Origin of the sequence: Longimicrobium sp. (genome assembly GCF_036554565.1) — a bacterium.
Taxonomy (GTDB): domain Bacteria; phylum Gemmatimonadota; class Gemmatimonadetes; order Longimicrobiales; family Longimicrobiaceae; genus Longimicrobium.
The window spans coordinates 1-14,104 of record NZ_DATBNB010000543.1; the positions used below are offsets into that span (position 1 = coordinate 1).

A 14,104-nucleotide genomic window follows, 5' to 3' on the forward strand; every position below is an offset into this window, starting at 1 on the left:
GTCGCCGGCGCGGCGCCCGGCGCACCCTGCAGGTACAGGGCGGCGACGCCCGCCACGTGCGGCGAGGCCATCGAGGTGCCGCTCAGCGACTTGGCGCCCGTCGCGCTGGCGAAGTCGGCCGACATGATGCCGCTGCCCGGGGCGAAGAAGGTTACGCAGTCGCCGTAGTTGCTCCACACGGTACGCTGGTCGGTCTTGTCGCTGGCGCCCACGGTGATGGCCAGCGGGTGCCCGCCCGGCGAGCCGTTGCAGGCGTCGATGCCCACGCCGCCGTTGGGAACGCCGTTGCCGGCGGCCAGCGCCAGGGTGACGCCCGCGGCGATCAGGTTGCTGGTGGCCTGGTCCACCGACGCGCTGCGCTGCGGAACCAGCCCGCCGATGGACATGTTGGCCACCGCCGGAAGCTTGCCGTTGCGCGCGATCCAGTCCATGCCGGCGATGATCCCCGAGAACGAGCCGCTGCCGGCGCAGTCCAGCACGCGAACCGCCACCAGCGACACGTTCTTGGCGACGCCGTAGGTGGAGCCGCCCACCGTGCCGGCCACGTGCGTTCCGTGCCCGTTGCAGTCGGCGCCGCGCTGGGTGGCGCTGTCGGCCATCACGTCGATGCCGAAGGTGGCGCGGCCGCCGAACTCGGAGTGGTCGTAGCGGATGCCGGTGTCCACGATGTACGCGGTGACGCCCGTGCCGGTGCTGACGTAGTTGTACGTGGTGCTCAGGGGAAGCGTGCGCTGGTCGATGCGGTCCAGCCCCCAGGTGGCGCCCGTCTGCGTGGTGTTGTACGCGGTGGTGCGGCCGTCGGGCTCGATCATCCGCACGCGGCCGTCCAGCTTCAGCGCCTCGAGCGCCGCGCTGCCGATGTTGCCCGCGAAGCCCGTGAGCACGTCCTCGTACACGTAGTCGGGGCGAATGCCGTACTGCAGCGCGAGCGGCAGCGGATCCACGTCGTCGCTGACGGTGACGATGTAGCGGCCGGGGATGATGCTGTTGTCCTGCAACAGGTTCACGGGGCCGGCGGGGGCCACGGGGCTGGTCTGTTCACCGCAGGCCGCGAGGGTGGCGGCAATGGCGGCGAAAGCGAACGTCCGGCGCATGCGTACTCCTGGAAGGGGATGGGGACCATCGGCGGCGCGCTGTGCGCCGCGGTCGGCATCCGGTAAGGCACGACATGGACCGTATGTGCCCGCGAATTGTAAACACACACTCGGCAAAGACTTACGATTTTCCATCGACTGGCGGAGACGACGGCTTGCCCCTTTTTGGTGAAACGACGCGCAGCAGCACGCCCTAGAAAGAAGCACTGCACCTCTGCGCATCCAGAAATCGGATGTGTCTGTGATACAACAATTTGCCTGTGCGATGCGATCCGATCGATCCTTCACCAAGCAGGATCGGGTCGTCTCCCTGACGCCTTGTGCGAGGAGGGTGGTGAGACGGAGGGCCCGGGCGGGGATGCTCCCGGCCGGGCCGTTCCTTTCCGACGCTCGCGAGTTTGCGCAGACGGGCCCCGCGCCCCCAGTATGACTGTACACCCAACAGGATGCGCGTCCTCCCCCGTCCCAAGCCGCACTCGTGACCGAGCCCCACCCCTCCAGCGATTCCGAAGCCCTGGTCGCCTCGCACGCCGCCGAAATCCGCCAGCGCCTGGTGAGCCAGGCGCAGCAGAACGTGGACGAGGTGCTGCGCGCATTGGCCGCGCAGGCGCCCCCCGCTCCCATCGCGCCCGAGTCCGCGGCCGCCCGCGATGCGTTCGCGCGAAAGTGGTCGGAGCTGGCCGACGTGCTGCTGGACCCGCGGACCGGGCTCGCCAGCCGCATCCTGTTCTGGGACCGGCTACGCCACGCCGCCGCTCGCTACCGGCGGCACAAGCTGCTGTTCGGGGTGCTGTACGTGCGGACGTCGGACGACAAGGAGGCGCACGTGCCCGAGCTGGCGCGGCGCCTGGGGGTGAGCCTGCGGGAGATCGATACGGTGGGGTACGCGGGGGGCGGCGAGTTCACGGTGCTGCTCGACGGGTTGCAGGCCGCGGGAGACGCCCAGGCAGTGGCCGAGCGCATTCAGCGGGAGCTGGCGTCGGCGGTGCAGGGAGGCGCCGTGCCGCTGAGCGCCAGCATCGGCGTGGCGGTGCCGGCGGGGGATGGAGACCCGGGCACCATCCTGTGGCAGGCCTACGTGGCCATGCAGCGGGTGGGCTCCGGCGCGGTAGGCGTGGCGCCGGCGGCCTGACGCGTCAGCCCGGCTGCGACGCGAGCGCCGTGGATGCGTCTTCGGCGGCGGCCACCACGGTGTCGCGGCCGGCGGCCTTGGCCAGGTACAGCGCGCGGTCCGCGGAGCGCACCAGCTCCGACGCATCGGAGCCGTCGTCGGGCGCGGTGGCCACGCCGATGCTCACGGACAGGTGCGCCCCGCCGCCGAATCGGTGCATTGCCACGAAGCTGCGCAGCCGCTCGGCCACGGCGCACGCCGTATCGGCGTCGGCGCCCACCATCACCACGGCGAACTCTTCGCCCCCCACCCTCGCGACGGTGTCGTGCACGCGCACGTGCTCGCGCAGCAGGCGGGCGAACTCCTGCAGCGCCCCGTCGCCCGCGGGGTGGCCGAAGCGGTCGTTGAAGTGCTTGAAGTGATCCACGTCCAGGATGGCCAGGCTCAGCGCGCCGCCGTGCCGCTCGCGACGGGACGTTTCGGCGGCCACCACGTGGTCGAAGTGGCGCCGGTTGGCCAGCCCCGTCAGCGAGTCGGTCAGCGCCAGCCGCGACAGCTCGGCGCGGGCGGACGCCAGCTCCAGGCGCTGCTTGCGGATGCGCGACAGCACCACGCAGGCGTACAGCGAGGTCACCAGGAACACGCCGCCCACCAGCGCCTCCACCCCCAGCCGCGTGCCGGGGAGCCCGGCCCACACCACCGCGCCCAGGTAGCCCGCCGTCATCAGCGCGCTGAGCAGGGCGGCCGCGCGAAAGCCGATGTACCCGGCGCAAAAGATCAGCACCACCGGCCACACCACCAGCACCAGCATCCGCACCTCGGGCGCCGTGCGCACCATGGCGCTCAGCAGCAGCGCGGTGGCCAGCGAGGGAACCAGCACGAAGTGAGGATCCCACCCGCGCCACAGCCGGGCGCCCCGCTCCAGGAGCACCCACACCGACCCCAGCACGCCCCCCGCCACGCCCACCAGCAGCGCCCACTCCACCGTGGCGATGTCGGCGTACTCCATGACGTCGAGCATGGCGATCACCGCCAGCGCGAGCGCCAGGCCGCTGGTGGCGAGGGCAAGGCCGTGCTGCTTCTGACGGCGGTCCTGGTCCATTGTCTCCATGCAAGCGACGGGCTCTGAAGCAAGCTGGGCCCGTGTGGAAAGATACGTGCCGCGAGCGCGGCCCGGCCCGTGCGTGGCGGGCGCCGCAACACTTTCCACGGGATGAGGATGCGGCGGCTGATACTTTTCGACATCGACGGAACCCTGCTGGACGCGGGCGGCGCGGGCCGGCGTGCCATCGCCACGGCCATGGTGAAGGTGTACGGCCAGACGGGGCGGCTGGATGGATACCGGATGGGCGGGCGCACCGATCCGCAGATCGTCCGCGAGCTGCTGGGCGGCGTCGGGGTAGAGGAGCGGGAGATCGAGGCCGGGTTCGAGGCGCTGTGGCCGATGTACGTCGAGGGCCTGCGCCACGACATCACCGGCCGCGTGAAGGCGCTTCCAGGCGTTCCCGCGCTGCTGGACCGCATCCACGCGTTCCATCCGGAAACCGTTCTGGGCTTGCTGACGGGGAACGTGGTGGAGGGCGCGCGGCTCAAGGTGGAGGCAGCGGGGCTTCCGTTCGGCCGTTTTCGCGTGGGGGCGTACGGCTCGGATCACTGGCAGCGGCCTGAGCTTCCCGCCATCGCCATCCAGCGCGCCCGCGAGTTGACGGGCATCGGCTACCAGGGCAAGGAGGTGGTGATCGTGGGCGACACGCCGTTCGACATCTCCTGCGGCGCGCACCTGGGGGTGCGCACCCTGGCCGTCGCCACGGGCGGGCACACGATGGAGGAACTGGCCGCCTGCGGCCCGGACCACCTGTTCGCCGACCTGTCCGACACCGAAGCCGTCTGGCGGGCGATCAGCGAGTAGGCGCCCGGGGGGAAGGCCACCGACTGCGGCGAACCGCACCGGTGGACCAGGTGACGCCGCACCGCCGAAGCCACACGATGTCATCCCGACGGAGCGGCCACGGAATACCTGCAGCGTGCCCCAAACACCGCAGCGACCGAGGGATCCGCCATACACTCCGGGGCGCGCCACAAAGTCCTCCCCACATGAGAACAGGCCAGTCCGCGCAGGCGGACTTCGTGTGGTTGTTGCAGCGAATTCATTCGCCCGGGCAGAGCCGGCGCCTCAGCATCGTGACGCGGTCGAATTCTCCCTTTCCCCTGTGCAGCGGGGGAGAGGGGGCTGCCGAGGAGTGCGCCGGCAGCCAGGCGAGGCGCACCAAGGACGGGTGACTACGGTGTTTCCGCGGGGACGGAGCGTCATCCGCCGTGTGTGGCGGATCCCTCAGTCGCTGCCATCATCGGCGTACGGGCAGGTTCGCCGGGGCCGCTCCATCGGGATGACAGCGTGCGCGGGACAGGCGATGTGCGGTCGAATTCTCCCTTTCCCCTGTGCAGCGGGGGAGAGGGCCGGGGAGAGGGGGCTGCCGAGGCGTGCACCGGCAGCCAGCCGAGGCGCACCCAGGGCCCGTGACCACAGTGTTTCCGCGAGGACGGAGCGTCATCCGCAGTGTGTGGCGGATCCCTCAGTCGCTGCCATCATCGGCGTACGGGCCGGTTCGCCGGGGCCGCTCCATCGGGATGACAGTGCGCCCTCGGCTTACGAAAAAGGGCTCCCGTGCACATGCGCACGAGAGCCCTTCGTCATCCATCAACCTTCTACTCTTCTTCGCCCTCGTCGTCGCCGTCCGCGTCATCCTGGGGTTCGGCGTCGGGGTCGGGCGCGTCGGCGGCTTCGCCCCTCAGCACCAGCACCCACTGCGGCGGCGTGTGGCGGTGCGACTGGTAGAGGTCGCGGAACAGGTCCACCGCCTCACGCGTGGCACCCGCCCTCTCGTCTTCGGGAAAGCCCCAGAGCAGAAGCTCCAGCACGTCCCTGGCATCGCGCCCCGGAAGCGCGTCGTCCGGCTGCCCGGCCACGCCCGCCCGCAGCTCCCGCGCGTAGTACTTCTTCCACAGGCGCAGGTTGCGTTCGTACGGAACGGAGCCGTCGATGAACTTCTTGGTGGCGCCCACCTTCACGCCCGCACGTTTGGCAACCTTGCGCAAGGACGTGCGCGCAACCTGGCCGCGCACGTGCTCGCGGATCCGGTCGATCGACGGATCGGCAACACGCTCGGTCATAGGACCCTCCCCGGGCGGGAGGGTCTTGTGCCTCGTGCACTTTGTTTGCTTCGGCTTAGATTACACTCTACAGATTAGTGCCGGTTTTTGGTCCCGGCAAGAACCTGAAAGCGCGATTCCGCAACTTATACATAGTAGACGCGGCGCGATAAACTTCTGTTCACGGCAGAAGTGCAGGCGCGGCGCGCCCATTCGGACCGCGCGCAATGCGCCACAGCCGTTACAGGCCTGTAACGCCTGTGGCGGAAATTGATTCAGAAAAGCACGGCGCGCGCCTTCAAAGCAGCACCGCGAGGAGCGCCACGCCCGATGCCACGGCCGCCGCGACGGACACCAGGAGTGCGGTTCTCGACTGCCGCTCCGCCGTCTCCGACCCTGCGCGGGCAGCCGCCGCGGCCGTCTCGGCGATGCGCTGCACCTCGTCGCGCAGCCGCTCGGAATCTTCGCGCGAGCGGGACTGCGCCTTTTCCATCCGCCGTAGCGTCTCGGACAAGGGTGTGACGGTGTCCTCCACCTCCACCAAGCGCGTCGCCAGCGCCGATACCTCGTCGTCCATGCCGCCGCTCCCCGCCAGCCCGGCCATTCCCGCCAACGCCGACTCGCCGAACAGCGACTGGTCCATCACCCGTTTGGATGCCACCACGTCTTCCACGGCGCCTTCGAAGTGGCGCTGCGCGATTCGCTTCTCCGCGTCGGGGCCAGGCTCGGCGATGGCCATCTGCGCCGCCTTGAGCACGGCGTTCTTGATGTCGCCGCCCGTCAGCGGATAGCGCTGGGCCAGCGCGGCGAAGTCCACGTCGGCGGCCAGGGGCGTCTTTCGGGCGTGGATCTGCACCTTCCAGATCTTTTCGCGCTCCTCGGGCCCGGGCTGCTCGAAGAGGATGTGCGTGCGGATGCGCCGCTCGAACGCCGGGTCGAAGTTGGCGGCCAGGTTGGTGGCGAAGATCACCACGCCGGGAAACTCCTCCAGCTCGCGCAGCAGCACGTTCACCACGGCGTTGGCCTCGCGCTGGTAGCCCTGGTCCATCGACGTGAAGCGGCGTCCGGCGATGGCGTCGGCCTCGTCGAAGAAGAGGACGGCGTTTTCCGCCTGGGCGCTGGCGAAGACGGCGGCCACGTTCTTGGCGGTGGCGCCCGCCCACTGGCTTTCCAGCTCGTTGTAGCGAACCACCAGCAGCCGCTTGCCCAGGGCGTGCGCGATGGCCTCGGCGCAGATCGTTTTTCCCGTCCCCGGCGGCCCGGCGAAGTTGAAGGCCAGCCCCAGTCCGCTCTCGTGCCGCTCGCCCAGCCCCCACTCCCCGAAGATCAGGTCGTGCTTCTGGATCTGCACCAGCGCGTTGTCCAGCGCCCGCCGCGTGGATGGCGGCAGCACCACGTCGGCGAAGGAGCGCCGCGGCGTGCTGGCGCTGGCCAGCGCGGCGCGGTCGGGGCCGAAGATCAGGTCGCGCAGGGGGTTGTTGGCCATGCCCTTGGAAGTGCGAAAGTGCGAAAGTGCGAGAGTGCGAAAGTGCGAAAGTGCGAAAGTGCGAAAGTGGGCGGGTGCAAGGAGTTCGCCGGGGGCGATTCCCTCCTCCCGCCTCCGCGTCTCGTCCCGCCTCCCCGTGCGCGGAGCCGGGCCGCGGTGCATCTTGCAAGGGATTGGTGCCGAGGACGAACAGGAGATCGCGATGAGCCGCCGACCGATCCAGGCCAGCATCCGTACGCACGCAGGCGACGGCGAATTCGCCGACGGTGTACGGACCGAGGACTTCCGCGAGGCGATGTCGCTGTGGGCCAGCGGCGTCGCCATTCTGGCGGCTTCGGACGGCGACGACGTCGAGGCGATCACCGCCAGCGCAGTGACGTCCCTTTCGGTGGATCCGCCGCTGGTGCTGGTGTGCATCGGCAACCACGCCGCCATCCTGCCGACGATCCACGAGCAGCGCCGCTTCGTCATCAACCTGCTGGCCGAGGGCGACCGGCGGCTGGCTTCGGACGTGGCGCTGCGGGTGCCGCCGGACCCGTCGCGCCTGCCCGCGTCGGGCGATCCCGTGCTGGAGGGCGCGCTGGCGTCGCTGGTCTGCCGCCTGTGGGAAACGTATCCCGGCGGCGATCACCAGATCGTCATCGGGCAGGTGGAGCGGGTGGAGATAGGTGCCGACGCCGCGCCGCTGGTCCACTTCGCGCGGGAGTATCGCGCGCTGCGCTAACGCGGGTTCATCGACCGGACGGAAGAGGGAGGCGGATGTGAGACAGGTTTGGATCACCCGGCGCGGCGGGCCGGAGGTGCTGCAGGTGCGCGAGGCGCCGGACCCGGAGCCGGCGGCCGGTGAGGTGCGCATTCGCGTCGCGGCGTCGGGCGTGAACTTCGCCGACGTGCTGGCGCGCATGGGCTTGTACCCGGACGCGCCGCCGCTTCCCACCGTCGTCGGATACGAGGTGGCGGGGGTGATCGACCGTGTGGGCAAGGGCGTGGAGGGGTTCCGCGAAGGCGACCGCGTGGGCGCGCTCACCCGGTTCGGCGGGTACGCGGACGTGGTGTGCGTGTCGCCGATGCAGGTGTCGCCGCTGCCCGACGCGCTCTCGTTCCAGAAGGCGGCGGCCATCCCCGTGAACTACCTGACCGCGTGGATCATGCTGGTGCACCTGGGCTGCGTGCGCGAGGGCGACCGCGTGCTGGTGCAGGCGGTGGCGGGTGGCGTGGGTCAGGCGGCGGTGCAGATCTGCCGCTGGCGGGGCGCGGAGGTGATCGGCACGGCGAGCGCGGGCAAGCACGAGCGGCTGCGGGAGATGGGGGTGGCGCACTGCATCGACTACCGCACCCAGGACTTCGAGGCCGAGGTCAAGCGCATCACGGGCGGCACCGGCGTCGACATCGCGCTGGACGCCGTGGGGGGCGAGTCGTTCGCCAAGAGCTATCGATCACTCGCGCACCTGGGGCGGCTGTACGTTTTCGGCGTGTCGAGCATGGCGCCGGGCAAGCGCCGCAGCATTCCCGCCGCGGTGCACGGGCTGTGGAAGATGCCGCGCTTCAGCCCCATCCCCATGATGAACAAGAACCGCGGCGTCCACGGGGTGAACCTGGGGCACCTGTGGAAGCGCGTGGACCTGCTGAAGCGCATGCAGTCCGAGATCATGGCGTTGGTGCAGGACGGCACGTTCGATCCCGTCGTGGACCGCGTGTTTCCCCTGGAGCAGGCGGCGGATGCACACGCGTGGATCCAGGACCGGAAGAACTTCGGAAAGGTGCTGCTGGGGAGTGCGTGAGTGCGAAAGTGCGAAAGTGCGAAAGTGCGAAAGTGCGAAAGTGCGAAAGTGCGAAAGTGCCCGATGAAATGATCCGGGTCCCTGCGATGGGGACCCGGCTCCCGACGTTCAAGCGAGGATGCGTCCGCCGTTCACTCACGCACTAACGCACTTCCTTGAAGGGTTGAGCAGGGTAGGTGCGCGCCGTAGATTTGCTGGGTTCCGTCCCGTTGGTTCGTTTCGCCGTTTCCGGCCCGTGTGGAGCCCATGAGCACAACCTGCCCGTCCTGCGGCACCGCGTCCGCAGGACGTTTTTGCCCCGATTGCGGAGTGGCGCTGAACGCCACCTGCCGCGAGTGCCAGAACCCGCTACCGCTGGGCGCCCGCTTCTGCAATGACTGCGGCGTCGCCGTCGCCACCCCGGCCGTGGCCCGGTCGCCCAAGGCGATGGTTCCCTGGGCGCTCGCTGGCGTGTCCGTCGCCGCGCTGGCGCTCGTGCTGGCGTTCCGCCCCGGCGACGAGCCCGCAGCACAGCCCGCCGCCGCGGCGCCGGCCGGCCCGTTCGCGCAGAGCGGCGCCCCGGCGGGAGATGCGTCGTCCGTGGACCTTTCCAGCATGACGCCGCGCCAGGCGGCGGACCGGCTCTTCAACCGGGTGCTGAGCGCCGAGGCCGGCGGCGATACCACCCAGGCGCGCCAGTTCGCGCCGATGGCCGTGCAGGCGTACGGGCAGGTACCGCAGGACAACGACGTGCGCTACCACCTGTCGGAGCTGTACCGCGTTCAGGGAGACGCGGCCGCGGTCAAGGCGCAGGCCGATGCAATCCTGGCCGCGGACCCCAAGCACCTGTTCGGCCTGTTCGCGGCCGGGCGCGCGGAGGCGATGGGCGGGAACGCCGCGGCGTCGCGCGCGTTCTACAAGCGGTTTTTGGATGCGTACGGCGGCGAGGTGTCGCGCGACCTTCCCGAGTACCGCGACCACCAGCAGGCGCTCCCCAGCATGCGCGCCGAGGCGGAACGGCTCAGCGCGCAGTAGGCCCCTCCCCCGGCCCCTCCCCGCACAAACTGCGTGCGGAGAGGGGAGACCCAAAGACCAGGGCGACGCGCGCCAGTTTGTCATCCAGAGGCCCAGGCGCACCGAACCGGCCCGTACACAATCCTTCGCGGGCCGAAGGATCTAGCCGCGGCCGCGTACGAACCTGGGCGCGGCAGCGGTCACTGAGGCCGAGGCCTCGGCTGCCGTGGGGCCCTCACCCGTCCGCGCTGACACGCGTCCACCCTCTCCCACAAACAGCGTTGGAGAGGGGTACACTTCGGATGCGCGGCGGCGAGTGGTCGCGCGACCCGGCGCGGTCACTCCCCCGGGCGGTACACGCGCTCCGTGTGCCCGCGCAGCTGCCCCGGGTAGAAGTACACGTCGCGCAGGCGGCCAGTGGCGTAGCGCTCCGCCTGGTCGTTGAAGTGCCGCGAGCGCGGGTCGCCGCTCTCGCCGCCGGCGGTGACGGCCCGGGCCCTCACCGAGTCGCGCCCGAACTCCACCGCGGCGACGAAGCTGTTGCCGCTGGTGCCGTACCACCGCCGGCTGCCGTTGCGCGGTGCCGCGGCGAAGGAGGCGAGCGAGCCCCAGTGCCCGTGGGTGAACCCCACCGGAATGCTGGCGCCCGCGTCGCTGAAGGGGTGCACCACGTCCCCCGTGATCCTCTGGAAGCGGTTGATCTCCCCCCACGGCGTGCGCCAGCTGCCGAACTCCCGCTCCAGCCGCTCCACCGCGAACACCAGCGCCTCCAGGTGCTGCTCCGGGGTCAGGGTCGCCGCGGCCCAGTGCAGCGTCGTCGCCGTGGGGCCGCGCTCCGCCACGCCCGGCGCCCGGCCGCCGTGCTCCCCCCAAAGCCGCGTGCCGTAGAACATTGCGAGCGAAGTGGGGACGGAGGCGACGTCCCAGCGGCGGTCCCACCCGCGCAGGGCGGCCACCGGCTCAGCGAGCCGTGCCCGGCGCGGGTCCCCCGCCGGCAGGGCGTCGTACGCGCGCAGGAGCGGCGGCAGCACCAGGTCGAAACCCGGCATGTGCGAGTCGTACGCCGCGTCGATCAGCCCCTGCAGCGTCCACCCCCGCCGCCCGCGCAGCAGTTGCTGGGCATGCAGGCCGCGCGCGTTCTCGCCGAAGGTGTCCATGTAGCGGGCGAAGCGCTCGGGGCGGGGGGAGCTTTCCCCGGAAACGGAGTACGGCGTGTTGTTGGTGTTCTGGATCCACCCCGTCGCGGGGTTCACCACGCCGGGCGCCTCGTCCAGGGGGTGCAGTCCGCGCCAGTCGGTGGCCGGGTCGCTCCCGTCCACCGGCCGCGTGTAGTCGAAGCGGTCGTCGCGGCGCGGGATGAACTGCGGGTGGAAGTAGGCGATGTTCCCGTCCGCGTCGGCGTACACGGTGGCGTTCGACGAGTTGGCGCGCAGCTCCAGAGCGCTGCGGAACTCCGCCAGCGAGCGGGCCTTGGTGCGCAGGTAGCTCTGGCTGAGCGCCTGCACCGGCGTGTTCAGCATCGCCACCGACACCCAGCGTCCGTCCTGCTCGCGCACCACCGGCCCGTGGTGCGTGCGGAACACGGTGAAGCTCCGCCGCCCCATCGCTCCGTCCGCGCCACGGACCGACACGGCCACGGTGTCCGTCGTCACCGGCCGCTCCTCGCCGCCGTAGCGGTAGACGTGGCGGCCCCCGCGCTCCGCCACCGTCTCCAGGAACTCGTCGACGGCATCTACCCCGCTGGAGGTGTGCATCCACCCCAGCCGGTCGTTGAAGCCCTGGTAGATGAAGAACTGCCCCCAGGTGGCGGCCCCGTACGCGTTCAGCCCCTCGTCGCTGGTGGCGTGCAGCTCCGCGCGGAAGAAGAACGAGGTGTGCGGATTGATGAGGAGGAGCGCGCGCCCGTTCGCCGTGTTCCCCGGGGCGATGGCGATGCCGTTGGAGCCGCCCTGCTCCTTGAAGGCGCCTGTGTCCGGCACCGGCTGGCGGGCCGCCACCCGCCGGGTGCCGTAGAAGGCGGCCAGGTCGCGCAGCGACACCCGCTCGATGTCGCCCCCGATGCTCCCCTCGCTGAACGAGAGCGCCATCCACGGCTCGAACCGGCGGATGGCGCGCGGCGCGACCTGCGGGTGCGTGTGCAGGTAGAAGTTGAGCCCGTCGGCCCACGCGTCCATCAGCGACCGCAGCCACGCCGGGCTGGTGGCGTACTGGGCCCGCAGCGTGTCGTGGTCGATGAAGAGCCGCTGCCGAACGTCCTGCCACACCGCGGCCTCGCCCTCCGCCTCGGCCAGCCGCCCGAGCGACACCAGGAAGTTGCGCTCCACGCGGTTGAAGTCGTCCTCCGCCTGGGCGTACATCATCCCGAACACCGCGTCGGCGTCGGTGCGCCCGCGCACGTGGGCGATCCCCCAGTCGTCGCGCGTGATGGTGACGGCCTGCGCGTGCGCCTGCCACCGCGCCAGCTCGCCGCCGGCCTGCGCGGCGGATGCGGGCGCCGGCGCGCGCGGGGCGGGGCCGGCGCAGGCGCTCAGCACGAGGAGCGCGAGCACGTGCCGGACGGGGGACCTCAGGAGGCGGTTCATGGGCGCATTCGTTCGGGGAGGGGCGGCCGCGTGGCGTGCACGGTCTGCCGCCCGCCGGTCCCCGGAACCTGCGACCGTGCGGAGCCGCGCCGCAAGGCGCGGCGGGCCGATGCCGGACCAAAAGCACATGAACTGCATTTCACGCAGAGGGCGCAGAGGAGACGGAGAGGACGCAGAGGGCATGGCCAAACGCTGGGTGCATCTTCCGCTTCGCATGCGATGTCGCATTCCTTGCGCGCCACCCTTTGTTGCGATATAATCTGAGGTTCCAATCCCACAGACACGCCGCAGTACCGAGCCGCCCGGCTTCACGGGCGTGTTCGCCGTTTTCACCTATCCCGTGAGGACGCCCCATGCACAACCGCTTCACCCCCGCGGTGCTCGCTGCCGCCCTTGGCGCCCTGGCGGCCTGCTCCGATGCCGATCAGCCCGTTGCCCCGGACGTGCAGCCCGTCCTGGGCCGCTCCGGCCAGCCCGTGCCCACGCGGCAGGAGCAACGCGCGGGTACGTTCATCGAGCTGAGCGACGCGCAGCTGTGGACGGCGGTGCAGGAGGGCGGCGGGCGCGTGATGGTGGGGCTCAAGGCCCCGGGCGGCGCGCGCGGCGTGTGGCAGGGCAAGGTGCTCGTGGACCGCGGCACGTGGACGCAGGGCAGCGCCGCCGTGCTGGCGCAGCCCGGCGTGCAGCTGATCGAGGCCGACGACCTCCTTCCGCGCGTGCAGGTGCGGGTGAGCGACGCCGGCGCGCTGTCCACCATCCGCAAGCTGCCGATGGTGGACTACGTGGAGCCGGTGCTGGTGGCGGGCGACCTGCACGCCTTCGCGGGGACGGGCGGCTGCGGCTACGGCGGCGCATGGACGGGCGACCGGCAGTACACGGCGACCAGCGACATCTACTCGCAGAAGTTCACCGGGATGAACATTCCCTCCGCCTGGACCCTGAGCGCCGGGGCGGGGATGACCATCGGCCTGATCGACACGGGCCTCTCGTCGGGGCAAAGGCAGTTCACCAGCACCTTCGCCACGGGCTCCAGCACCGGGCGCACCATCCGGTTCATGAAGGTGGCGTCACAGCCGAGCGTCTACGACGATTGCGGCCACGGCACGCGCATGGCCGGCATCATCGCCGCGCCGTGGGACGGGCGCAGCGTTGGCGGCATCGCCTACAAGGCCAACCTGATCAGCGTTCGCCAGGCCAGCGGCGTGGCGGCCGTCAGCAGCGCCGATGCGGCCGAGAGCGTGCGCATCGCCGCCTCCAACGGCTCGCGGGTGATCGTGATGGCGTGGGAGAGCCTGAACTGGTGGTGGCAGGTGTCGGATGAGATCGAGTACTGGCACTACAACCGCCCCATCCTGTTCCTGGGCGCGGCGGGCACTTCCGGGTGCGGCGACGGGATCCTGGACAGCAACGTCGTCTTTCCCGCCGACATGCCCGAGGTGATGGCGGTCACGGGGATCACGTACCCGGGCGGCGGCGTTCCCTGCGGCATCCACCGCGGCGAGGACGTGGAGATCACCGCGTACCTGGACGTGCCCAGCACCGGCCAGTACACGGCCGACGTGGTGACGATGGGCGGCAGCTCCAACGCCACCGCGGTCGTGGGCTCCATCGCCGCCCTGGTCTGGTCGCGCACCCCCACGCTGACGCGCGACCAAGTGCGTGCGCGAATCCAGCAGAGCGGCGCATTCTACCCCAGCCGCCACTCCGAGCAGGGGTACGGCCTGATCAACGCGCTCAAGGCGGTTCGCGGGTACTGATGGGCCCGGCACTCGCGGCTTCGCCGCGAGGCCCTCTCCCCCGCCGTCCTTTCGCTCGTTCCTCGCGACGTCCGACGACCCTCCCCCAAATTCGGGGGAAGGGGTTGTTCGTGCCGGTCGTTGGTGCGCGAGGCCAGCTGGAGCGTGACC

At 70.7% G+C, this 14,104-nt stretch carries 11 protein-coding genes; 6 read left to right on the forward strand and 5 right to left on the reverse strand.

The genetic code is table 11. The features are described 5' to 3' along the window. The coding region (locus VIB55_RS14900) for a S8 family peptidase (protein ID WP_331877448.1) at positions 1-1,094 on the reverse strand (1,094 nt) is incomplete at its 3' end. Positions 1,095-1,572: 478 nt separating this feature from the next. Here VIB55_RS14900 and VIB55_RS14905 point away from each other — a divergent pair. After that, on the forward strand, positions 1,573-2,226 hold the full coding sequence (locus tag VIB55_RS14905) for a diguanylate cyclase domain-containing protein (RefSeq protein WP_331877450.1): 654 nt from the start codon (positions 1,573-1,575) through the stop codon (positions 2,224-2,226). Positions 2,227-2,230: 4 nt separating this feature from the next. Here VIB55_RS14905 and VIB55_RS14910 read toward each other — a convergent pair whose 3' ends face one another. Further along, positions 2,231-3,307, reverse strand: coding sequence for a GGDEF domain-containing protein (locus VIB55_RS14910; RefSeq protein WP_331877451.1), 1,077 nt, complete (start codon positions 3,305-3,307; stop codon positions 2,231-2,233). 117 nt (positions 3,308-3,424) lie between these two features. Here VIB55_RS14910 and VIB55_RS14915 point away from each other — a divergent pair, with 117 nt between their 5' ends. Then, entirely contained in the window at positions 3,425-4,114 is a 690-nt protein-coding gene (locus VIB55_RS14915; RefSeq protein WP_331877452.1) for an HAD family hydrolase, read from the forward strand. Positions 4,115-4,911: 797 nt separating this feature from the next. Here the strand turns inward: VIB55_RS14915 and VIB55_RS14920 are convergent. After that, positions 4,912-5,376 (reverse strand): hypothetical protein, encoded by a 465-nt coding sequence (locus VIB55_RS14920; RefSeq protein ID WP_331877453.1) that lies wholly within the window; start codon positions 5,374-5,376, stop codon positions 4,912-4,914. 277 nt (positions 5,377-5,653) lie between these two features. Then, positions 5,654-6,841 (reverse strand): ATP-binding protein, encoded by a 1,188-nt coding sequence (locus VIB55_RS14925; protein WP_331877455.1) that lies wholly within the window; start codon positions 6,839-6,841, stop codon positions 5,654-5,656. Positions 6,842-7,043: 202 nt separating this feature from the next. Between VIB55_RS14925 and VIB55_RS14930 the strand changes: the two genes are divergently transcribed. From VIB55_RS14930 to VIB55_RS14940, 3 genes are all read left to right on the forward strand, one after another. Beyond that, complete coding sequence (locus VIB55_RS14930) at positions 7,044-7,565, forward strand: flavin reductase family protein (RefSeq protein ID WP_331877456.1); 522 nt, start codon at positions 7,044-7,046, stop codon at positions 7,563-7,565. 37 nt (positions 7,566-7,602) lie between these two features. Further along, positions 7,603-8,622 (forward strand): medium chain dehydrogenase/reductase family protein, encoded by a 1,020-nt coding sequence (locus VIB55_RS14935; protein ID WP_331877457.1) that lies wholly within the window; start codon positions 7,603-7,605, stop codon positions 8,620-8,622. A 246-nt stretch (positions 8,623-8,868) separates the two neighbouring features. Then, positions 8,869-9,636, forward strand: coding sequence for a zinc ribbon domain-containing protein (locus VIB55_RS14940; RefSeq protein WP_331877459.1), 768 nt, complete (start codon positions 8,869-8,871; stop codon positions 9,634-9,636). 317 nt (positions 9,637-9,953) lie between these two features. Here the strand turns inward: VIB55_RS14940 and VIB55_RS14945 are convergent, their stop codons facing one another. Continuing rightward, the gene (locus VIB55_RS14945; protein WP_331877460.1) at positions 9,954-12,197 is read right to left on the reverse strand and encodes a penicillin acylase family protein; all 2,244 of its coding nucleotides are present in this window, start codon (positions 12,195-12,197) and stop codon (positions 9,954-9,956) included. A gap of 353 nt (positions 12,198-12,550) precedes the next feature. On the opposite strand from VIB55_RS14945, the gene VIB55_RS14950 reads away from it, so the two are divergent. Further along, positions 12,551-13,954, forward strand: coding sequence for a S8/S53 family peptidase (locus VIB55_RS14950; RefSeq protein ID WP_331877461.1), 1,404 nt, complete (start codon positions 12,551-12,553; stop codon positions 13,952-13,954). Positions 13,955-14,104: the final 150 nt, after the last annotated feature.

Excerpts from the sequence above, each read along its gene's own strand:
- VIB55_RS14910 (WP_331877451.1), bottom strand. The coding sequence starts at position 3,307 with ATGGACCAGGACCGCCGTCAGAAGCAGCACGGCCTTGCCCTCGCCACC.
- VIB55_RS14930 (WP_331877456.1), top strand. The coding sequence starts at position 7,044 with ATGAGCCGCCGACCGATCCAGGCCAGCATCCGTACGCACGCAGGCGAC.
- VIB55_RS14945 (WP_331877460.1), bottom strand. The coding sequence starts at position 12,197 with ATGAACCGCCTCCTGAGGTCCCCCGTCCGGCACGTGCTCGCGCTCCTC.
- VIB55_RS14925 (WP_331877455.1), bottom strand. The coding sequence starts at position 6,841 with ATGGCCAACAACCCCCTGCGCGACCTGATCTTCGGCCCCGACCGCGCC.
- VIB55_RS14940 (WP_331877459.1), top strand. The coding sequence starts at position 8,869 with ATGAGCACAACCTGCCCGTCCTGCGGCACCGCGTCCGCAGGACGTTTT.
- VIB55_RS14915 (WP_331877452.1), top strand. The coding sequence starts at position 3,425 with ATGCGGCGGCTGATACTTTTCGACATCGACGGAACCCTGCTGGACGCG.
- VIB55_RS14950 (WP_331877461.1), top strand. The coding sequence starts at position 12,551 with ATGCACAACCGCTTCACCCCCGCGGTGCTCGCTGCCGCCCTTGGCGCC.
- VIB55_RS14920 (WP_331877453.1), bottom strand. The coding sequence starts at position 5,376 with ATGACCGAGCGTGTTGCCGATCCGTCGATCGACCGGATCCGCGAGCAC.